Raw genomic sequence first — 21,720 nt, forward strand, 5'->3', positions numbered from 1 at the left:
CTTATGACTTTCGCATGACACAGAAATTGGGAATGAGCAGGCGCTAAAACTACCTTTGCAATATCATTTCAACAGAAGAATGTCAGCAGCACACAGCATATCACAGTTTTTTATCGCCGGGATCAATTACAAAAAGACAGACGCCTCCATCCGTGGACAGTTTGCCATCAACAGCGACCAGTACAAAAAAATACTGGCCATTGCATCCTCGCGAAATATGGCTGAATTCTTCATTCTTTCTACATGTAACCGTACCGAGATTTATGGCTTTGCGGAAGATGCTACCAAACTGGTAGAACTTTTATGCTCTGAAACGGAAGGCAGCCTTGATACCTTCAACAAGCTTTGTTATATCAAGCAAGGACAGCATGCTGTTCAACACCTGTTTGAAGTAGGTGCAGGGTTAGAATCGCAAATCTTAGGTGATTATGAAATCATAGGGCAAATAAAGCAAGCGGTAAAGTTTGCAAAGCAGAATGGTTTTGTAGGTGCTTTTCTTGAGCGACTGGTGAATTCTGTGATTGCTTCTACGAAGGAGATCAAGAACCAGACTGCATTAAGCGGTGGAACTGTTTCTGTTTCATTTGCTGCTGTTCAGTATATCAAGAAGCACGTAACTGACATCCAGAATAAAAAGATCGTGTTACTGGGCATTGGTAAGATTGGCCGCAACACCTGCAAGAACATTGTAGATTATCTAAATACTACCAACGTTACCCTCATCAATAGAACAGAAGAGAAGGCAGCTTTGCTTGCATCAGAAATAGGTGTGAAGCATGCACCATTCTGGAAACTTTCGCAGGAACTGCACAGTGCGGATATTATACTAGTAGCTACCAATGCAGCTGAGCCTACTATTCTTAAAACCCATGTAGAAGGACAAGGCGAAAAATTGATCATCGATCTTTCTATTCCTTACAACGTGGAAAGGGCGGCCCAAGAACTAAAGAATGTAACGCTGGTAAATGTAGATGAGCTTAGCAAACTAAAGGATGAGACACTGAAGAAGAGAGTGAAGGAAGTGCCTAAAGCAAAGAACATCCTTTCTGCACATATGCAAGAGTTTATTGACTGGAGCGATATGCGTAAACATGCGCCTGCTCTTAAAGCACTAAAGCTTAAGCTGAACAACATGCAGAACTGTGAATTGTATACATCTTGTCATCATACATATCCTGCGGTTACCACCACTACTGCTATCGTTGCCAGCCAGGAATATGCAATCAAAAAAGTGCTTAGCACTACTGCTGTGAAGATGCGCCAGACCAACCAACCAGGTTGTACATTCATCGAGGCCATCAACGATTTCATCACACACAGAAATTAAAATGCAGAAGGTATTTAGAATTGGCACCAGGGATAGCCAGTTAGCCGTTTGGCAGGCCACCCTGGTAAAGGACCTATTGTCGCAGCATGGATATGCTGCTGAACTCGTTTATATAAAAAGCGAAGGTGATATAGACCTGCAGACACCGTTGTATGAAATAGGTGTTCAAGGTATTTTTACCCGCAGCCTTGATATTGCCATGCTGGAAGGTCGGATAGACATTGCAGTACACAGCATGAAAGATGTACCCACTCAACTTCCTAAAGGAATAGTGCAGGCAGCAGTACTAAAGCGTGCTTCTTATAAAGACCTTTTTGTTTATAAAAATGATCTTGATTTTCTGAACGATCCTTCCGCTACGGCTGTTATTGCTACGAGCAGTATCAGGCGCCAGGCGCAGTGGCTTCACAAGTTCCCTAATCACACCATTGAAAATTTGCGCGGTAATGTAAATACGAGGCTGAGGAAGGTGGATGAGAGCAACTGGCAGGGAGCAATTTTCGCAGCTGCGGGATTAGAGCGCATCGATCTTCGCCCTGAAAAAAGCATAGAACTGGATTGGATGTTGCCTGCCCCGGCGCAAGGTGCTATCATGGTTGTTTGTAAAGAAGAAGATGCAGAAGCAATTAAGGCTTGTGCCAATTTTCACGATGAAGAAACGGCTACTTGTACAAAGGCAGAAAGAGATTTTTTGCGTGCATTAATGGGTGGATGTTCAATGCCTATCAGTGCGCTTGCTGAAGTAAAAGATGGTGCATTGGTTTTTGAAGGCAACATACTATCTGTAGATGGCAAAGACAAAGTAGAAGTAAAACGCGTTGTACCACTTGTTGCTGCTGCCAATGTAGGTAATGAAGCAGCAAATGAATTGCTTGAAAATGGCGGCCAAGCCATAGTAGAAGCTATTCGCAATGAAGGAAAATAAGATCAACATATTAACTACACGACCACTGGCACAACCACTGGTAGAGTATGCAGTGGAGCAAGGTGTAGCCATTGATGTGAAGTCATTCATCGACACAAAGCTAAATATAAATGAACCCACTGCACGTAGGATAAAACAACTTGCAAGTAAAGAGGCAACAGTTGTTTTTACCAGCATGAATGCTGCCGAAGCAGTAATAAGGTCTTTGGAAGTTTTGGGTGCCGATCCGGAATGGATCATCTATACATTAGGAGGTGTTACCAGCACCATTATTGAACAATATTTTACTGCCAGCGAAATCTTTTCAGAAGCTATCAATGCTACACAGCTAGCGGAGAATATTATTCTGAATGAAGAAGAGGAGGTGTTCTTCTTTTGTGGCAAACAACGACGGGATGAGTTGCCTGTTATGCTGCAAGAAAAGCATATTAAAGTGGAAGAACTGGTAGTTTATGAAACAATAGAGACACCGGTAAAAGTGAAGAAAACCTACGATGGAATATTGTTCTTTAGCCCAAGTGCGGTGAAGAGTTTTTTCTCTGTAAATACAGTAGGTGAAAGTGCAATATTGTTTGCAATTGGCGCTACTACTGCTGCTGCACTGAGGAAGCAATCGGGTAATAAGATCCTGGTGAGTGATCATCCTAATAAAGAATACCTGGCTAAGATGGCTATAGATCATTTACGGAAAACAGCCAGCTAAAGAACACAACTCTAGGCAACTAATAATGCAACTGTAAACTATGACACAACTAAAAAACGACCTTGTACTACGTGCTCTTAAAGGAGAACAAACTGAGCGTGTGCCGGTATGGATGATGCGCCAGGCAGGTCGCTATCTGCCCGATTATTTAAAGCTGAAAGCAAAATATGATTTCTTTACGCGTGTAGAAACGCCAGAACTGGCAACAGAGATCACTTTGCAACCCATAGACCAGGTAGGCGTAGATGCTGCCATTATTTTCTCTGATATATTGGTTATTCCACAAGCAATGGGTGTAGAGGTGTTGATGGAAGAAGGCAAAGGACCATCGCTGCCAAACGTGATAAAGAACCAACAAGATATTGATGCGCTGGTGACAGAAGGTGTAGAAGAAAGTTTAAAATATGTTACAGATGCATTGTCGCTAACAAAGAAGGAACTGAATGGACGCGTGCCGCTTATTGGTTTTGCTGGTGCGCCATGGACCATTTTATGCTATATGGTAGAAGGCAAGGGCAGCAAAACATGGGATAAAGCAAAACAGTTCGCTTATACCGAACCAAAGCTTGCGCACCAGTTGCTGCAGAAGATAACTGACATTACCATCAACTACCTGAAGGCACAAGTGAAAGCTGGCGCTGATTTAGTCCAGGTATTTGACAGTTGGGCTGGTTCTCTTAGTCCCGCTGACTTTGGTACATTCTCTAAGCCTTACCTGGTACAGATTGCAGAAGCTGTGGCAACCGATGCACCAGTTATTTTATTTCCAAAAGGTACATGGCATGCAATAGAAGACCTAAGTAAAACAGCTGCATCTGGTATTGGTATAGATTGGACTATCACGCCTCAACAAGCCCGTGCATTTGCTGGTGATCGTGTAGCCTTACAAGGCAATTTTGATCCTGCAAAACTACTGGCACCTATACCCCAGATAAAGCAGTGGGTAAATGAAATGCTTGATGGCTTCGGCACCCAGCGCTACATTGCCAACTTAGGTCATGGCATTACACCAAATGTGCCTGTAGATCATGCTAAAGCATTTGTAGAGGCGGTGAAGGAATATCAAATTAAAAATTAAAAATGCAAAATGTAAAAGGGGCTGCTCTTTTACATTTTGCATTTTACATTTTGCATTATGTCATTTAAAGAAGAATGGATCTCATTCATCCACCAACTGCAGGACGACATCTGTACCGCATTGGAGCAGGCAGATGGTAAGGCAAAGTTCGTAGAGGATAAATGGGAGCGTGCAGAAGGTGGTGGTGGTAAAACACGCGTGATAGCAAATGGTGATGTGTTTGAAAAAGGAGGCGTGAATACTTCTATTGTTTTTGGTGAGGTGACGGATGTAATGCGGAAACAACTCAAGATTAACGGGCATTCATGGTTTGCTTGTGGACTGAGCTTAGTCATTCATCCATTCAATCCATTTGTTCCTACAGTGCATGCCAACTACCGCATGTTTGAGTTGTACAATGAAACAGGTGAAGTGATTGACCGTTGGTTTGGTGGGGGTACTGATCTTACCCCTTATTATCTTTTTGAAGAAGATGCCATACACTTTCACCAGGCATATAAAAATGCCTGCGACAAGTTTCACTCAAAGTTCTATTACTCTTTTAAATTGGAGTGTGATGACTACTTTGTAAACTACCACCGCAACAATGAACGCCGTGGTATAGGTGGTATTTTCTACGATCACCAGCGTCCTGATGCAGGCATGGATGTCAACTTCTGGATGAACTTTGCCAAAGAGTGTGGCTATGCTTTTATGGATGCTTATGTGCCGATAGTGGAGAAGAGAAAATCAACACCTTTCACAGAAGCTAATAAGCATTGGCAAGAGATAAGAAGAGGTCGCTATGTGGAGTTCAATCTTGTACACGACAGGGGCACCATCTTCGGACTAAAAACAAACGGCAGAACAGAAAGCATATTGATGAGCCTGCCACCTACAGTTCGATTTGAATATAATTACCAACCAGAACCTAACAGTGAAGAAGATAAACTGCTGCAGGTATGTTTACATCCAAGACAATGGATACCGCAGCCGGTGAGTGATGAAGAAAGGCTGGATTGGGAGAGAGGCACAAATATTTGTTGATTTCGATATTTAGAGATTTTGAGATTTGACAGTATATTCTGGCTAAACTCATATAATGACTAAATATGAATTGCAGGCTAGAACAAAAAAGTTTAATGTAGATGTGACTAAACTTTGTAGCCTGTTTCCGAAAAATGCTGCAGGATTTGAAACAGCGAAACAACTTATTCGTTCTGCCGGATCGGTTGGAGCAAACTATAGGGCAGCTTGTAGAGGAAAATCAAGTGCTGATTTTATTTATAAAATTGAAGTAGTGCTGGAAGAGGCGGATGAGTCTCTTTATTGGTTGCAGGTTTCGAAAGAAGCTGTGCTTGTACCTGTTGATAGCGATGTTGATAATCTTATTAATGAAGCTACTGAGCTTGTAAAGATCTTCAACGCAACGGATTTGACTGCCAAAAAGAATAGGGTTGAAAAAGAGCCCAAAATCACTAAATCTCAAAATCAGAAATAACGAGATGTATTTACAAAGACGAAACCGTATACTGCGTGCAACACCTGCCATTCGTGCAATGGTTGCTGAAACTATAGTTACACCCAATGATTTTATTGCTCCGCTGTTCATTGATGAAGGAGAGAATGTAAAGACGGAGATCGCTTCAATGCCGAGCTACTATCGCAATAGCATTGATAACACTGTAAAAGAGGTGAAGGAATTGTGGAGTATTGGTATTAAATGCGTGCTGTTGTTCATTAAGTGTAGGGATGAACTGAAGGACAATACGGGTAAAGAAGCGTGGAACCCTGATGGATTAATGCAACGCAGCATCAAAGCCATCAAAGATGCAGTGCCGGAGATGTACGTGATGACGGATGTTGCGCTTGATCCTTATTCTTCTTATGGTCATGATGGGATAGTGGAAAATGGTGAGATAGTAAATGATCCTACGGTAAAGGCATTGGTAAAGATGAGTATCAGTCATGCGCAGGCGGGTGCTGATATGGTAGCACCCAGCGATATGATGGATGGCCGCATTGGCGCCATACGTGAGGGGTTTGAAAAAGCTGGTTTCACTAAAACAGGTATCATGGCATACAGTGCTAAATATGCTTCTTGTTTTTATGGTCCTTTCAGAGATGCTCTCGATAGTGCGCCCGGCTTTGGTGATAAGAAGACATACCAGATGGATCCTGCAAACAGAACAGAGGCAATCAAAGAAGCATTGATGGACGTAGAAGAAGGTGCAGACATAGTGATGGTTAAGCCGGGTCTTCCTTACCTGGACATATTGCGTGAAGTAAAGAATGCAGTAGATGTACCTGTAAGCGTTTACAATATCAGCGGAGAATATGCGATGATAAAAGCAGCAGCCAAGATGGGTTGGATCAATGAAGAAAGAGCCATCTTAGAAACGCTTACCTCTTTTAAAAGAGCAGGTGCTGATTTGATAGCGACCTATTTTGCTAAGGACGCGGCGAAGCTTTTTTAGTGAATGGTGAATAGTCAATGGTGACTGTGACATTTATAAATGGTGGCTAAGGTTGCCATGTGAAACGTTGTTAGCTGTTGCAGGTTAGAGTCAGGTAGGTTATCTTGAAGGTATAGCTAATAACGAACAATCTGTTTCTTCAACTAAATCACCAGAAACTTCATCTTTACGAGTTCTCGAAACATCTAGTTATTCTGGTTTACCAGGTCACTAAACAACTTCCGCCTGATGAGCGATTCGGTATGATCAGTCAAATGCGAAGGGCTGCACTGTCGGTTCATTTGAACATTGCCGAAGGTGCTTCTAGAAGAACGGTGGCTGAAAGGAAAAGATTTTACGAGATTGCGAGAGGATCTCTTATAGAAATAGATGCAGCATTAGACGCTGCTAAAGCATTAGGATATTTAGAAAAAATATACACGACGTCAATCGGTGATGCTATGATCAAAACTTTTAAGACCTTAACCGGCTTAATAAAAAGTTGTACTAATTCACCATTGACAATTGACAATTCACAACAATGATTAACAACAGCATCCAACTATTCGAACGAGCTCAGCGCTCTATACCCGGCGGTGTTAATTCACCTGTACGTGCATTTAAGAGCGTAGGTGGTACACCATTATTTATCAAAAAAGCCCAAGGCGCTTACCTGTATGATGCAGATGATAACAGGTACATCGACTACATCGCGTCATGGGGTCCAATGATACTCGGTCATGCTTATGAGCCGGTGGTGAAGGCGATACAAGAATATGCTGAATATTCTACTTCGTACGGCGCGCCTACTGAACTGGAGATAGAGATGGCCGAGCTGATACTAAGCATGGTGCCTAACGTGGATATGATACGCATGGTGAGCAGCGGTACAGAAGCCTGCATGAGTGCGCTTCGTCTTGCACGTGGATATACCGGTAGAAATAAGGTGATCAAGTTTGAAGGTCACTACCATGGCCATGCTGATAGCTTCCTCGTGAAAGCTGGAAGTGGTGTGGCTACTTTCAATATTCAAACTGTACCCGGTATAACAGCCGGTGTTTCTGCTGATACTTTGGTTGCTGCATATAATAATCTTGAGCAGGTACAGCAACTTGTTGCGGAAAACAAAGGAGAAGTAGCTGCCATCATCATGGAGCCTGTTGCAGGGAACATGGGCTGTATACTTCCTGAGGCTGGTTTCTTAGAAGGTGTACGTGCACTGTGCGATGCAGAAGGCATCGTCTTCATCATGGATGAAGTGATGACAGGCTTTCGTCTTGCTCCCGGCGGTGCACAAGAGAAGTTGGGAATAAAAGCAGATCTTGTTACCTATGGTAAAGTGATAGGAGGCGGTATGCCAGTGGGCGCATTTGGTGGAAGAAGAGACATCATGGAGAAGATCGCGCCGCTGGGTAGTGTGTACCAGGCAGGAACGCTAAGTGGTAATCCGATTGCAATGATTGCCGGATATACAACACTAAAGACTTTGAAGGATAATCCTTCTATTTACGCAGAATTGGATGAGAAGTGCAACTACTTAAAGATTGGCTTGAACGAAGTGCTGCAAGCATGGGGACAGCCTTATATTATCAACCAACTAGGCTCGATGATCAGTGTGCATTTTAGCGACCATGCTGTTACTGATTTTGCTACTGCTTCATCAGCCAACAATGCACGCTTCAACCAGTTCTTCCATGCTATGCTGAAGCGCGGCATCTACTTGCCACCATCAGCTTTTGAAGCATGGTTCCTGAATAACGCGCTTACACAACAGGACCTGGATGAAACAATTAGAGCTGCTAAGGAAAGCCTGCAGGAGATAGATTAAAATGTCTAAACAACGGTAGTCTCTAAGACTATCGTTGTTTCTTTTTATACTACTGTAGTCTTAGAGACTACAGTAGTATAAAGCTTATTCTTTACGCCAACCTATACATCTTCCCTGGCAGCGAGATCACCATGTTCTGAAATTCGAGGTTAAGCATAGCGGCGGCCACACTGCTACTGTTTAGTCCGCTGGCGATGTACACTTCATCAATATGCATCTGCTCTTTGTGCTGGAGAATATCCAGAAGTTTTTGTTCGTCCTCGCTTAGATCTACAAATAGTTGCGCTTGTCTCCGTGGCTTCACTTTCTTCTCTTTCCATCCCAGAAGTTCTATCATTTCATCCGCATCGTTTAGCAGTATCGCCTTGTTCTGGCGGATCAGCTCGTTGCATCCTGCACTCTTACTGTCTGTAGTTCTGCCAGGAAAAGCAAATACGTCTTTGTTGTAGCCGTTGGCGAGCTCTGCAGTGATCATGCTGCCACCGCGACTAGCAGTTTCCACTACTACCACAGCATCTGCCATTCCGGCTACTATACGGTTTCTTCTGGGAAAGTTGTGCTTATCAGGTAAGGTGTCTTTTCGAAATTCGGTAAGTAATCCTCCATTCAGCAGCATTTGTTTTGCCAGTGGTTTATGCTGCGGAGGGTATATCTTATCAAGACCATGAGCAAGCACCCCGACTGTTGGCAGGTTGCAAGCTACTGCTGCTTTATGCGATAAAGCATCAATGCCATAGGCAAGTCCGCTTACCACCAGTACATTGTATGGCTGCAGTTTTTCTACCAGTTGCTCAGTAAGCTGCTTTCCATATTCAGTATTGTTTCGTGTACCAATGATGCTTACCACACGTGATGTATTAAGATCAGCATTGCCGCGGTAATATAACAGCGTTGGTGAGTCGTAGCAGTTGAGCAGGCGCTTTGGATAATCTACATCCTGCAGGAAAAGTGGTTGTATATGATGCTTGTGGAGGAATTCTATCTCATGTTCAGCAGCGGTAAAATCATCAAACGATTTGATGGAAGTAGCCCGTACTTCACCAATTCCTTCAATAGTTTCAAGGTGTTTCTGCTTTGCTTTAAAGATGCTATTTGCATCGCCAAATTCTTCCACCAGGATCTTAGCCTGCACAGCACCCACATTTGGCACCATGGTAAGAGCAATCTGGTAAAGCAGGTCGTTGTGCATAAAAAAAGGCAGCATCAGCTGCCTTTAAAATACTGAAAGTCTTTGATTTTAAAATTTGAATGCACTACTAATCTTGCTACTGAAGGTGAAGTGCTCAATAACCTGGTGCGGTACAAGTGTGCGACGCAACCACAGTTGAAGAAGGTTCAACTGCTGGTTACATCATCTTTTTTATGCAATGCATCAAGTGTATCTGCTGGAGTACTGTAAACTCTTCTAAAGCATTTACTGCCCAATGATCACGAACTCAGTGCGCCTGTTCCTGGCTCGTCCTGCTTCAGTTGTATTATCGGCAACTGGCTTGGTCTCGCCAAAACCTTTGTACGAAAGACGCTTGGCATCTATGCCTTTACTAACAAGGTAATCTACCACAGACTTAGCACGCGCTTCAGAAAGCTTCAAGTTATCAGCAGGCTTACCTACGTTGTCGGTGTAACCATTGATCTGCACCTTCAGCGTTGGGTTCTCGTTCATCAGCTGCAACAGCTTGTTGATTTCGATCATGCTGATCGGTTCGAGCTTAGCAGAATTCGTCTCAAAAAGAATATTCTTTAGTACGACCGATGCATTCAGTTCCACCGGCTGTAACGGAATGTCTTTGCGGTAAGTGCTGTCAGGAGGATTGCCTGAAAGCGGGTACAGCTCGCTGAAGAATAAGTAGCCTTTGCGATTCACGGTGAAAGTATAATCCTTGCCTACAGGCAATGTGATGAAGTAGTGGCCGGTCTCATCTGTCTGGATTGTGCTCACGGTTTGTTGTGTGCTGTTGTCCACCAGTTCAATACCACTTGGCAAGCCTTTACCAGTTTTAATATCGTACACCTTGCCTTGCACATATAGCGTTTTGGCTGGACGAACATTAGGACGCAGTTCGAAAGAATATAGATCTAATGCGCCACGGGTATCGCTGCGGTCGCTGGAGTAGATAGCAGTTTTTCCATCGGCAGAAACAAACAGGCTGCCTTCATTCTCGATCGTGTTGATCGGGTAGCCCAGGTTTTCAGGAATGCTCCACTCATTGTTAGGGCCTTTGCGCGTTAAGAACAAATCGTTTTCACCATAGCCGGGAAGACCATTGCTGGTGAAGTATAAAGTAGCATTATCAGCATGAATGAAAGGTGCCTGTTCTTTACCTTTTGTATTGATGTTTGGTCCCATATTCTGTGCTGGTCCCCAGCGGCCATTTGGCTGGCGGTAACTAACATAAAGATCGGCATCACCATATCCGCCGGGGCGGGTACTGCTGAAATACAAAGCTTTTTTATCAGGACTTAAACTAGGAGCGCTTTCCCAGAATTCGCTGTTCACATTTCTGCCAAGGTTCTCAGGCAGGCTCCATCCTTCGGGCGTATAGTAGGAAATGTAGAGGTCAAAATCGCCATAGCCGCCCGGGAAGTTGTACCCGGCAAATAGCAGCCATTCGCCATCTTGCGAAATGTTGATAGCGCCTTTAGATGGCTGCTCGTTGATGACTCCTCCAATAGGTTTTGCCCTGTCGTAAGTGCGATCAGGAAGTATGGTGGATTGGAAAAAGTCTTCCCTGAAGCCTTGGCCACGGCGCGTAAACACCAGCAGGCTATCGTTGATGGTGATAGACGGGTAATATTCTGCTGTTGGCGAGTTTACATTGTCTCCAAGATTTTTAGGAGCAAAAACATAAGTGCCTGCAGGATGTTTCTGCGCGTACTGCACTGCAAATTCGTAGGTGCGTTTGCGATGCTCGCCACTAAGACGGCTGCGATCACTCAACTTTGGAATGGATAAAAAAGAATTGATGGCATCCAATGCTTCCTGGAAGCGACCGAGGCCTGCAAGGTTGATGGAGTACGAAAGATTGTAAAACTGGAAATAGATAGGGTCTACCTGGCGTGCTTTGTCGTAGTATTCAATAGACATTGCATAATCCTTCAGTTCGGCGTATACACCAGCCAGCGAAAGATAGGCGTCAGCATAATTTTTATCAAGATCAATAGCACGTTTAAAAAGTGGGATCGCCTGCGTTAGTTCACCATCACGAATTCGGAGCATGGCTCTTTCGTAGGCGTCAATGGCTCGTTTATTTACTTTGTCGCTGTCATAGGCTTGTGCAAAAGCTCCTAAAGAAAAAGAAGCTAATAGTAGTACCAACAAATATTTCATAGAAAAAAAGAATAGGGCTCAAGGTCGTGAAATATCAGGAATAGGCTTGTTAAAAACAGAAGCGTGGGGGAGGAGGTGTTAGACGTGAGGTGTTAGACTTTAGTCCTGAGGATTTAGGCCTTATCAGTGCTGATGCTTGATATATGATACTAGATCGATGGGAAGAACATTTAGGTAATGAGAATTAAAGTTATTTATGCAGGGGCCAAAGAACCAGAAATCAGAAACAAGAAATCATAAACAAGAAACCAAATCTCAAAATCTCCAAATCTCAAAATCCCCATATCCCCAATCCCCTTACGGCACGTTAATATACTTATGCACCTGCAGGCTTAGTTCCCATTGTGGATGTTGTTTGATGTAGTCGACGATCTGCGGGGTCATGATCATGCTGCGGTCCCACTCAGGCTGCAGGTAAAGCTTACAACCAGGACTTACCATGGCTGCATGTGTTTCGGCCCAGGCAAAATCATTTTTGTTGTAGATGATCACCTTTAGCTCGTTAGCGTGTGCGAGCACCTCTGGCAGTGGAGCACGAAATTTTTTAGGGGAAACACAGATCCAGTTCCAGGAACCTGATAGCGGGTAAGAGCCAGAAGTTTCAATATTGGTTTCAAAACCTTCGGCATGTAGTTCATCAGTAAGTGCATCCAGGTTGTGCATCAGCGGTTCACCTCCTGTTATAACAGCCAAGCGACCCGGTTGTGCAGCGGCTTGTTGTACAATATCATCAACTACCAGTTTGGGATGTTTGTCTGCATCCCAGCTTTCTTTTACATCGCACCAAAAGCAACCAACGTTGCAGCCACCGAGGCGAATGAAATACGCAGCGCGCCCCTGGTGAAAACCTTCACCTTGTATTGTATAAAATGCCTCCATCACAGGAAGCGTCACCATCTCTTTTACCTGCAAAGCCATAGCGGCAAAGGTAGTGGAGGCAGGGGGAAAGCCAATAGCATTAGCTTTTTTTAAGAATTCGGATATGGAGCATGATCTAGCAGGCTTGGTTTTAGAAATCTAAACCTACCACCAAGGAAACTCAAACAGGAGGTAGAGCAGCTATAAGGAACTTTTACTTTTTGCTTTTTTACTTTTGACTTAAACCAGCTTCTATTTGTTTCACCAAAACTTCATCACTCAGTTGTTCCCAATCATCCTCTAACTGAAGCCGTACCGACTGTGCACCGCCAGATGGAGTACATACGACGTCTACTTTTCCGGTGCCATTTCTTTCTTTAGCCTTTTCAGCAAGTTCTTCATTTCCACTTCCTGAGAAAGCTTGTACACATGTCCACTTGGTGTTGTCGGTGCCGGTAACTTCTCGTTGAGCCATAGTTTATCCTTTTCTTCTTGTATATGCGTCCAGTGTGTTCTTCATCAATCCTGCTATGGTCATGGGGCCTACGCCACCAGGAACTGGTGTGATGGCCGAAGCTTTCTGAGATACAGCTTCAAAATCTACATCACCCTGTATGCGATAACCTTTAGCAGTATTTGGATCTGGAACCCTTGTTATTCCTACATCTAAAATAACCGCGCCTTCTTTCACCATATCTGCTTTTACAAATCCTGGTCTTCCCAAAGCGGCTACAATGATGTCGGCACTTCTTGTTATTTCGGCAAGATTGGGTGTATGAGAATGTGTAATGGTAACTGTGCAGTTGCCGTAAAGCAGGTTGCTGCTTAGCAGCACACTCATAGGTCTGCCTACTATGTTACTCCGACCTATAACTACGGCATGTTTACCTTTTGTTTCAATTTTATAGTGTTCCAGCATAAGCATCATACCATAAGGAGTAGCTGGGATGAAAGTTTCCAGCCCTTGCACCAGCCTGCCCACGCTTACCGGGTGAAAGCCATCTACATCTTTTTCCGGGCTAATGGAATTGATCACTTTTGACTCGCTGATCTGCTTAGGCAGTGGTAGCTGTACGAGGATGCCATCTATAGAATCATCGTTGTTCAGTTGGTCTATCTTTTCTAATAATTCAGCTTCCGTAATACTTTCATCCAAACGCAGCAGGGTAGAGTGGAACCCGATTTCTTCGCATGTTTTCACCTTACTTGCTACATACGTTTCACTGGCTCCATTATTACCAATAAGAACTGCTGCCAGGTGTGGCGGCCGTTTGCCATCACTTATAAGTTGCTGTGTCTGTTGTTGAAGTGTTGTTTTTACAGCTTTAGAAGCAGCTTTGCCATCGAGTAGTAACATGGCCGCAAAGGTATTGTGTTGTTTGGCTCGTTAAGGCTTATCAATAGCTGTTCTTGAAAAATTAATTTTTGATTGCTTGAAGTGATGTGGTATTTTTCGTTAATAAATCTGACTGCTTGAAACAACTTCTACTAGTCCTGGCTGTATTTATTGTTGGATCAGCACATGCACAAATGGTACGGCAACCGCTATCGGTAAAGTATGCCGGGCTTGGTGCATACAGCTACAATTTCGTCGATCCTTTTTCCATTACATCCAATACTGCGGCCCTGGCTCAGCTTAAATCAGGAGGTTTTGGTGTATACGGCGAACGTCGTTTTTTGATGCAGGAGCTAAATCAATATTCAGCTGTGGTGGCCTTGCCCACTACCAATGCAGGCACTTTTGCAGTTCAGGGTGATTACTTTGGTTTCAGCGATTTCAACGAGAGCCAGGTTGGATTGGCATACGCACGAAAAATTGCTAAGGCTGTAGATATTGGCGCCAAGTTCAATTACCACATGGTGCGGATAGCGGGTTATGGGAACGCAACCGCAATCAATTTTGAAGTAGGTACTATGTTTCATCTAACAGACAGGCTTCATACGGGCGTACATGTATATAATCCATTGAGTAGTAAAATAGGAACGGAAGGCAATAGCCGTTTGGGATCTATGTACCGTGTGGGTTTAGGATACGAAGTTTCGGACCGGGTGCTGGTAAGTACAGAAATAGTGAAGCAGGAAGATATGCCTGTCAGTGTGAATGCAGGATTGCATTACAATGTGCAGCCAAATATTTTTATTCGTGCAGGTATTTCAACGCATAACAATAACAGCTTTGTTGGTGCAGGTATCCGGTTAGGAACTTTACGGGTTGATGTGAATACTGCCTATCATCCGCAGTTAGGTTTTACGCCAGGTGTATTGCTATTGATCAACTTCAAGAAACTAGAACAACAGTGAGAAAGTTATTACTGATAGCATGTTGTTTTTTCTCGCTAACCGTTTTTTCGCAGGACGAAAACCCGGTGACCGTTGGTAGCAATACCGAACAACAACTGGAAAACCTTGCAGACTTGCAGGAAGGTGAATCCGAAGATGATACTTACCTGCAATCGCTGGTGCAGTTTAGAAGGAATAAGCTTAATATAAATTCGGCAGAGCAAAATGAATTGCGTGAATTAAAGCTGCTGACGGATCTGCAGATCATCAACCTGATAAGGTATCGCCAGCTGCTGGGAAACCTGGTTAGCATATACGAATTGCAGGCGGTGCCGGCGTGGGATGTAGAAACCATTTTGCGTATCCTTCCATTTATAACAGTAGGTACAGTAGTGCCTTTTGGTATAGATATAGGAGAACGTTTTGCTAACGGCAACCACTCACTGTTGATGCGTATGCAACAGGTTTTAGAAAGAAGTGAAGGTTTTAAACGACCAGATACTGTTTTGAACCGTTATCCAGGCAGCCCGCAGCGATTATTTTTTAGGTATAAGTATACGTATAGAAACTTGCTGCAGTACGGTATTGTAGGCGATAAAGATGCAGGTGAACAATTTTTCAACGGAAGCCAGCGATATGGTTTCGACTTTTATTCATTCCATCTTTTTGCACGTAAACTAGGGCCGGTACGGCTGCTGGCGTTAGGTGATTTTACGGTAAATATGGGCCAGGGCTTGATCCATTGGCAGAGCCTTGCATTTAGAAAAAGTGCAGAGGTAATGGCAGTAAAACGGCAGGCGGATATACTTCGCCCTTACAATTCTGCCGGTGAATTTAATTTTCATAGGGGTGTGGGTGTAACGGTAGGAAGCAACAAACTAAATGTGACCGCATTTGGCTCTGTAAAAGAAATGGATGGTACACTTAATTCTGATACGTCAACTACCAATGAAGATTTCATTTCTTCTATTTTAAATAATGGTCTGCATCGCACACCCAATGAAGTAGGAAAGCGCAACTCATTTACCCAAACTACGGTGGGTGGAAATATATCTTATAATTCTACTGGTTTTCATTTAGGGGTTAATGGAGTTGGCTACCGCTTTTCTACGCCGCTCCAGCGCAACCTTCAGCCTTACAACCAATTTGCCATAACCGGTAAAGACTGGTTGAACTATAGTGTTGACTACAGCTATACCTACCGCAACATGCACTTGTTTGGCGAAGCTGCTATGGATAAAAACAATTCGAAAGCTCTTCTGGCGGGTATGATGGTAAACCTGGATCAGCGTGTAGATGCATCGTTGGTTTACCGCAATATTGAGAAATCTTACCAGGCTGTTTATGGCAATGCATTTACAGAAAGCACCTATCCTAATAATGAAAAAGGATTGTATGCAGGCTTGAGTGTTAAACCTTACTATTGGCTTCGTGTAGATGCGTATGCTGATGTTTTCAGCTTTCCCTGGTTGCGTTATCGTGTAGATGCGCCTTCTACGGGTTCTGAATATATGTTCCAGGTTACTTACAGGCCTAACAAGCAGGTAGAAGTATATACGCGCTATCGCAATGAAAACAAAGCGATCAATCTATCAGGTCTTAACCTTCCTACCCGGGAGACAGTAACGCGTCCAAGGCAAAACTGGCGGACACAGATAGCTTACAAACCTTCCCGCGATGTTACTCTTCGCAATCGTGTAGAGTTGATGTGGTTTGATCAACAGGTGGAAGAAAGAAGGCAACAAGGATTCCTTACTTATTTTGATGTTGCCTATCGGCCTTTTGGCAAGCCTGTTTCTATTACTACACGCCTGCAATATTTTGAAACAGAAGGGTACGATAGCAGGATCTACGCTTTTGAAAATGATGTGCTGTACAGCTTTTCAATACCTCAATTTATTGGCAAGGGAATGCGCTATTATGTAAACCTAAATTATGATGTCTCTAAGAAGTTAACCATGTGGTTTCGCTGGGCACAGACCATCTATTCTAACCAGAATACGATTGGCAGCGGATTGGATCGCATAGACGGTAACCGCCGCTCGGAAGTGAAGATTCAGGCTATGTACAACTTCTGATTTTTCTTTATTACATCTTCTTGTTCAGATCAAGCAGCAGAAGCTTGTTGCCATTTGTCACAACAAATGCAGTGATTGAACGTGTTTCGGTGCCGTTAAGGTATTTTTAACAGTTCGTTAATTACTGTATATTTACTGGCAATATTTACAAACCGTAAAGTAACACATGAGAAAAATTTTATCCCTCCTATGTATGCTATTGCTTACTGCAGTGATGGCATTCGCTCAATCCAGGGTAGTTACAGGAAAGGTGGTCGATGATAAAGGTCAACCTGTTCCATTTGCCTCTGTAAAAGTAAAGGATGCCACGGGTGGTGTGGCAGCCGATGCTGAAGGCAACTTCAAAATAGAAGTGACACCCGGGGCTACGCTGGTAATAAGTGCAGTTGGCGGTGGCTCACGTGAAGTGAAAGTGACACCCAACCAGAATGTGTACAATGTAACACTCGCTGCACAAAACACTGAACTGACAACCGTAGTGGTTACAGCATTGGGTATAACGAGAAGTGTAAAGTCTACCACTTTTGCTACACAACAAGTAACTGCCGACAGGCTTACACAGGCAAGAGAAACCGATGTAACCTCTGCTCTTGCAGGTAAAGTAGCAGGTGTACAGGTGCTGGGGCAGTCGGGTGCTAAGCTGGGTAGTGCAGGAGATGTTCGTTTGAGAGGTTCTGCTTCTATAAAAGATAAGTATGCTATTTATGTTGTAGATGGTACCATCGTTACCAACGTGGTCGACATCAATATGGATGATGTGGCGAATGTATCGGTGCTGAAAGGCCCTAATGCCACTGCTTTATATGGTCAGCGTGCAGAAGGTGGTGTAATAGTGATTACCACCAAAAAGGCTGCACGTAATCGCAAGCTAGTTGTTGATTTCAATCATACTACCACTGCAGAACAAGTGAATGTGCTGCCAGATTACCAGGACGTGTATGGTGGTGGAAATACTGAAAACTGGAGAACATTCAATTATAATGCTGGTGTACATCCTGCGGAATATGCGCCGCTGAATGGTCAGCGTTATCATAACTATTCAACCGATGAAAGCTGGGGGCCGCGTATGGACGGCGGACAATATATTCCATGGTATGCATGGTATCCTGGACATGCGGGTGCTTTTAAAACAGAAGCTTACACGCCACAGCCAAATAACATACGCCAGTTCTTCAATACCGGTGTAACGGTAAATAATAACGTAAGCCTTGCTTCAGGGGGCGAGAGATATTCAGCGCGTGTTTCCTTCACCAACCTGAGCCGCTCAGGTATCATTCCAAGGTCAAGACAGGATAAGAATTTTATATCTACCCAGCTTAGCTACGACCTCGCCAAGCGTTTAACCATTTCTACCAACGCTACCTACACTTTTGAAAAGCTACAGGGCGATTTTGATGATGATTACTCCAATCTTACTTCTGGTAGTTTCAACCAGTGGTTTCATCGCGACATTGATATGCGCAAGATGAAAGAATTGCGCGGCCTGAAAACACCATTAAGTGTATATGCATCATGGAACCACTCTGATCCTGGTGCAAGCAGCAATTTTACATCACCAGGCTTGAACAAAGGAAACTATTGGTACAATCCATATTCTTACCTGGATGCAGTAACTATGACCAACAACAGGCAAAGATTGCTGGGAGATGTAGGCTTGAAATACCAGATAATGAACAATTGGGATGTAACAGGAACCTATCGTTTCAACCGCCGTACCACCAAGGCTGAAAGCAAGATCCCGCAGATCATACAGGAAGGTGCGTTGCAGTCAGGTATATATGCCGGCTATTCACTTTTCGATTCCCGTTTTCTTGAGCAAAACTTTGAACTGCTTTCTACGTACAGGAGAACTTTCACCGACGTAAGCCTGGAAGTGAATGCTGGTGCAAACTTCTTAAAAATACATAGCCGCGACTCAAGCCGCAGCACCAATGGTGGCCTGGTAACGCCTGATGTTTTCACCATTGCTAATAGTGTAACACAGCCACCAACGCTGTCTGCAGGTTTTTACGATAAAGAAGTTCTGAGCTTTTTTGGAAAGGCGACTGTTGGTTACAAAGACTTCTTATTTGCTGACCTTACTTTACGCCAGGATTATAGCTCAGTTTTACCTGCAAATAACAATGGCTACCTGACACCTTCAGTAGGTGTTAGCTTTGTTTTCTCCGATTTTGTGAAGGAGCGTTTGCCTCAACTTTCTTTCGGTAAGCTACGTGCAAGCTGGGCAAGGATAGGTACAGACGACATCGATCCATACAGGATCAACTTTGCTTATACAACCAGCAACATTGGTTACAACGACCAGTTCTATTATACAGGTGTACCAAATGTTTTGGTTGACCCTGATCTGCGTCCTACTATCAATTCAGCTTACGAAGCTGGTATGGACCTTCGTTTCTTCAGGGACAGGGTTGGTTTTAGCGCTACATATTTCCATGAAGTAAAACGCGATGATATTGTAACCACGGATATCTCTACAGCAAGTGGTTTTACGCAAAAAGTATTCAACGTAGGTCAAGTAACACGTAATGGTATTGAACTTACTCTTGATCTGAAGCCTGTACAAAACAGGAACTTTAGCTGGGATGTTTCTTTCAACTACTCACGCATCCGTTCTTTTGTTGATCGTATCTCTGATCAAACAAAGACCATCAATCTTACTGCTCCTGGTTTCCGTACACAAGGTCTGCAGTTTGGAAATCCTCCTTCGCTTATTCTCCCTTCTGTGGTTCATACCGAAGGCGAGGAGTGGGGACAACTAAGAGGATTCGGTATTAAAAAGATCAACGGTATGCCGGTTCTGGATAACAATGGTTTGTTTGTAGAAGAGGCTAATGTAAATTTTGGTTCTGTACTGCCTAACTATACAGGTGGTATTTTCAATCAGTTCAGTTATAAGAGCTGGCGTTTGACTGCTTCTATCGACTACCAGCAAGGTGGTAAATTCTTCTCGCTTAGCGATTGGTTTGGTACCTATAGCGGGTTGATGGCTCGTACTGCAGAATTGAATGATAATGGTGTGAACGTACGTGAGCCGGTAGCCAATGGCGGTGGTGTACATGTATATGGTGTAAATGAAGAAGGCAAACCAGTAGATTATTATGTAGATGGAAAGACCTACTTCAAGCAGTTTGCAGATAATACATCTGGTGTGGCTGATATGTCAGTGTTCGATGCTACATATGTAAAACTGCGTGAGGTGTCACTGGGATATACTTTCAACATACGTAACAGTAGGTATATAAAGCGTGCATTCATTTCGGCTGTTGCGCGTAACCCATGGCTGATATACAAGAACAATCCTGCCGTAGATCCATCTGAGCTTAGTAACAGGAATGGTGAAAATGGACAATTACCAGGAACTCGTTCTCTTGGTATCAACCTGAAGCTGGGCTTCTAATCTTAATCTTCAAATAAGACACAATGAGAATAGTAACAAGCATATTAGCCATCACTCTTGCACTGGGTTCTTGTAAGAAATATGATTTTGGCGATATCAATATAAACCCAAACCCGCAGGTAAACGCGGTGCCTAGCACAGCTGAATTATTTACCAACATAAGCCGGCAGATTGCAGGTGATCTTACCATTTCTGATGCTGTACCAGGTTTATACGTACAGTATTTTACCGAAACGCAGTATCCTGGTGCATCACTGTATAGCCTTAGCCGTAGCGACTGGAGCACCTACTATACAGGTATTCTAAAGGATATGCAGGAGATTATTGAACAGAACACGAATGCTAATACTGCAGCAACTGCACGCCAGTTTGGCCCTAATGTTACGCAGATTGCTGTAGCGCGTATCATGAAAGCATACACTTTTTCTATAGTGACGGACCGCTGGGGCGATGTTCCTTATTTTGAAGCATTGAAAGGAATAAGCACTCCAAAATATGATAAACAGTCTGCTATCTATGCTGATCTTTTCAAAGAACTAACAGAAGCTGTAGCGCAGTTTGAAGGCACGCAGGGCATACAGGGAGAATTGCTTTTTGGCGGTGACCCCGTGAAGTGGAAGCGCTTTGCCAATTCGCTGCGTATGCGGCTGGCCATGCGCATTTCTCTTGTAGATCCGGCTAAAGCAAGGACTGAATTTCTTGCAGCTTACAATGATCAAAATGGATGGATAGATGAAAACACGGAGAATGCTGCTTTCCCTTATTTGAACAACCGCAACTTCCGCAATCCATGGAATGCTAAGATCGACCAGCGTGATGACCTTGCGATGAGCAATGTTTTTGTAGATACATTGAACACGATGGGCGATCGCCGCATTACGAAATATGCTAACCCTACGCCAGCAAATACTTTTGTAGGCGCTCCTTATGGTTGGAGCCAATCAGCCATTACCAACTGGGGTAGTAACAACCAATATTCACGTATTGGTGCGGCTATCACAAATATGGATGCACCAGGTTATATGATAACGGCGGCAGAAATGCATTTGATAAAAGCTGAAGCTGCCTTAAGAGGTTGGATAGCTGCTAGTGAAATATCAGCATATTATACTGCTATACAACTAAGCTGGCAGCAATGGAATGTTTTTGACCAGGCTGCTTATACTGCTTATATAGCCAGTCCACGAGTAAACATCGGTATGGGTATCACTAATTTTGCTGAAATACTCCGCAAGATCGGGTTGCAAAAGTGGATAGCACTTTATCCTAATGGCCAGGAAGCCTGGAGCGAATGGCGCCGCCTACATGTACCTACTTTATCGCCTGCACGTGATGCTCCATCTGGTAGAAGAATACCATTGAGAATGGGTTATCCTGGTAATGAGCCTACTTTGAACGGAGCTAATTACAATTCACAGGTAGCTACCATGCCAGGTGGCGATACGCCTGATACACCGGTTTGGTGGGACAAATAATAACA

General features: G+C 43.6%; 18 protein-coding genes. 13 read left to right on the top strand and 5 right to left on the bottom strand.

The genetic code is table 11. The annotated features are described in order from the left end of the window. Positions 1-79: 79 nt before the first annotated feature. The 9 genes from hemA to hemL all read left to right on the top strand — a co-directional run bounded on the left by hemA (position 80) and on the right by hemL (position 8,296). On the top strand, positions 80-1,327 hold the full coding sequence (hemA, locus tag J4N22_RS15200; protein ID WP_207495969.1) for a glutamyl-tRNA reductase: 1,248 nt from the start codon (positions 80-82) through the stop codon (positions 1,325-1,327). A 1-nt stretch (position 1,328) separates the two neighbouring features. Then, the gene (hemC, locus tag J4N22_RS15205; protein WP_207495971.1) at positions 1,329-2,252 is read left to right on the top strand and encodes a hydroxymethylbilane synthase; all 924 of its coding nucleotides are present in this window, start codon (positions 1,329-1,331) and stop codon (positions 2,250-2,252) included. After that, positions 2,239-2,955 (top strand): uroporphyrinogen-III synthase, encoded by a 717-nt coding sequence (locus tag J4N22_RS15210; protein WP_207495972.1) that lies wholly within the window; start codon positions 2,239-2,241, stop codon positions 2,953-2,955. The genes hemC and J4N22_RS15210 overlap by 14 nt, the downstream gene beginning before the upstream one ends. 40 nt (positions 2,956-2,995) lie before the next feature. Further along, positions 2,996-4,033, top strand: coding sequence for a uroporphyrinogen decarboxylase (gene hemE / locus J4N22_RS15215; protein WP_207495973.1), 1,038 nt, complete (start codon positions 2,996-2,998; stop codon positions 4,031-4,033). A gap of 57 nt (positions 4,034-4,090) precedes the next feature. Next, positions 4,091-5,059, top strand: a complete 969-nt coding sequence (hemF, locus tag J4N22_RS15220) for an oxygen-dependent coproporphyrinogen oxidase (protein WP_207495974.1) — start codon at positions 4,091-4,093, stop codon at positions 5,057-5,059. A 55-nt stretch (positions 5,060-5,114) separates the two neighbouring features. Continuing rightward, entirely contained in the window at positions 5,115-5,513 is a 399-nt protein-coding gene (locus J4N22_RS15225) for a four helix bundle protein (RefSeq protein ID WP_207495975.1), read from the top strand. A gap of 4 nt (positions 5,514-5,517) precedes the next feature. Then, entirely contained in the window at positions 5,518-6,489 is a 972-nt protein-coding gene (gene hemB / locus J4N22_RS15230) for a porphobilinogen synthase (RefSeq protein WP_207495976.1), read from the top strand. Positions 6,490-6,620: 131 nt separating this feature from the next. Then, complete coding sequence (locus tag J4N22_RS15235) at positions 6,621-7,013, top strand: four helix bundle protein (RefSeq protein WP_255551779.1); 393 nt, start codon at positions 6,621-6,623, stop codon at positions 7,011-7,013. After that, positions 7,010-8,296: a glutamate-1-semialdehyde 2,1-aminomutase gene (hemL, locus tag J4N22_RS15240; RefSeq protein WP_207495977.1), complete on the top strand. Its 1,287-nt coding sequence runs from the start codon at positions 7,010-7,012 to the stop codon at positions 8,294-8,296. Before J4N22_RS15235 ends, hemL begins: the two co-directional genes overlap by 4 nt. 91 nt (positions 8,297-8,387) lie before the next feature. Here the strand turns inward: hemL and dprA are convergent, their stop codons facing one another. From dprA to folD, 5 genes are all read right to left on the bottom strand, one after another. Continuing rightward, positions 8,388-9,500 (bottom strand): DNA-processing protein DprA, encoded by a 1,113-nt coding sequence (gene dprA, locus J4N22_RS15245; RefSeq protein ID WP_242692252.1) that lies wholly within the window; start codon positions 9,498-9,500, stop codon positions 8,388-8,390. 210 nt (positions 9,501-9,710) lie between these two features. Next, on the bottom strand, positions 9,711-11,624 hold the full coding sequence (locus tag J4N22_RS15250) for an OmpA family protein (RefSeq protein WP_207495979.1): 1,914 nt from the start codon (positions 11,622-11,624) through the stop codon (positions 9,711-9,713). A 297-nt stretch (positions 11,625-11,921) separates the two neighbouring features. Next, entirely contained in the window at positions 11,922-12,542 is a 621-nt protein-coding gene (locus tag J4N22_RS15255) for a 7-carboxy-7-deazaguanine synthase QueE (protein WP_242692253.1), read from the bottom strand. A 169-nt stretch (positions 12,543-12,711) separates the two neighbouring features. Then, positions 12,712-12,957, bottom strand: coding sequence for a hypothetical protein (locus J4N22_RS15260; protein WP_207495980.1), 246 nt, complete (start codon positions 12,955-12,957; stop codon positions 12,712-12,714). Between the two features lie 3 nt (positions 12,958-12,960). Beyond that, positions 12,961-13,839: a bifunctional methylenetetrahydrofolate dehydrogenase/methenyltetrahydrofolate cyclohydrolase FolD gene (folD, locus tag J4N22_RS15265; RefSeq protein WP_207495982.1), complete on the bottom strand. Its 879-nt coding sequence runs from the start codon at positions 13,837-13,839 to the stop codon at positions 12,961-12,963. 116 nt (positions 13,840-13,955) lie between these two features. On the opposite strand from folD, the gene J4N22_RS15270 reads away from it, so the two are divergent. From J4N22_RS15270 to J4N22_RS15285, 4 genes are all read left to right on the top strand, one after another. Beyond that, complete coding sequence (locus tag J4N22_RS15270) at positions 13,956-14,783, top strand: PorV/PorQ family protein (protein ID WP_207495983.1); 828 nt, start codon at positions 13,956-13,958, stop codon at positions 14,781-14,783. After that, positions 14,780-16,840: a ComEA family DNA-binding protein gene (locus tag J4N22_RS15275; RefSeq protein ID WP_207495984.1), complete on the top strand. Its 2,061-nt coding sequence runs from the start codon at positions 14,780-14,782 to the stop codon at positions 16,838-16,840. Before J4N22_RS15270 ends, J4N22_RS15275 begins: the two co-directional genes overlap by 4 nt. Before the next feature lie 166 nt (positions 16,841-17,006). Beyond that, positions 17,007-20,240: a SusC/RagA family TonB-linked outer membrane protein gene (locus tag J4N22_RS15280; RefSeq protein ID WP_207495987.1), complete on the top strand. Its 3,234-nt coding sequence runs from the start codon at positions 17,007-17,009 to the stop codon at positions 20,238-20,240. A gap of 23 nt (positions 20,241-20,263) precedes the next feature. Next, the gene (locus tag J4N22_RS15285; RefSeq protein WP_207495990.1) at positions 20,264-21,715 is read left to right on the top strand and encodes a SusD/RagB family nutrient-binding outer membrane lipoprotein; all 1,452 of its coding nucleotides are present in this window, start codon (positions 20,264-20,266) and stop codon (positions 21,713-21,715) included. Positions 21,716-21,720 lie beyond the last annotated feature (5 nt).

Origin of the sequence: Aridibaculum aurantiacum (assembly GCF_017355875.1) — a bacterium.
GTDB classification, from domain to species: domain Bacteria; phylum Bacteroidota; class Bacteroidia; order Chitinophagales; family Chitinophagaceae; genus Segetibacter; species Segetibacter aurantiacus.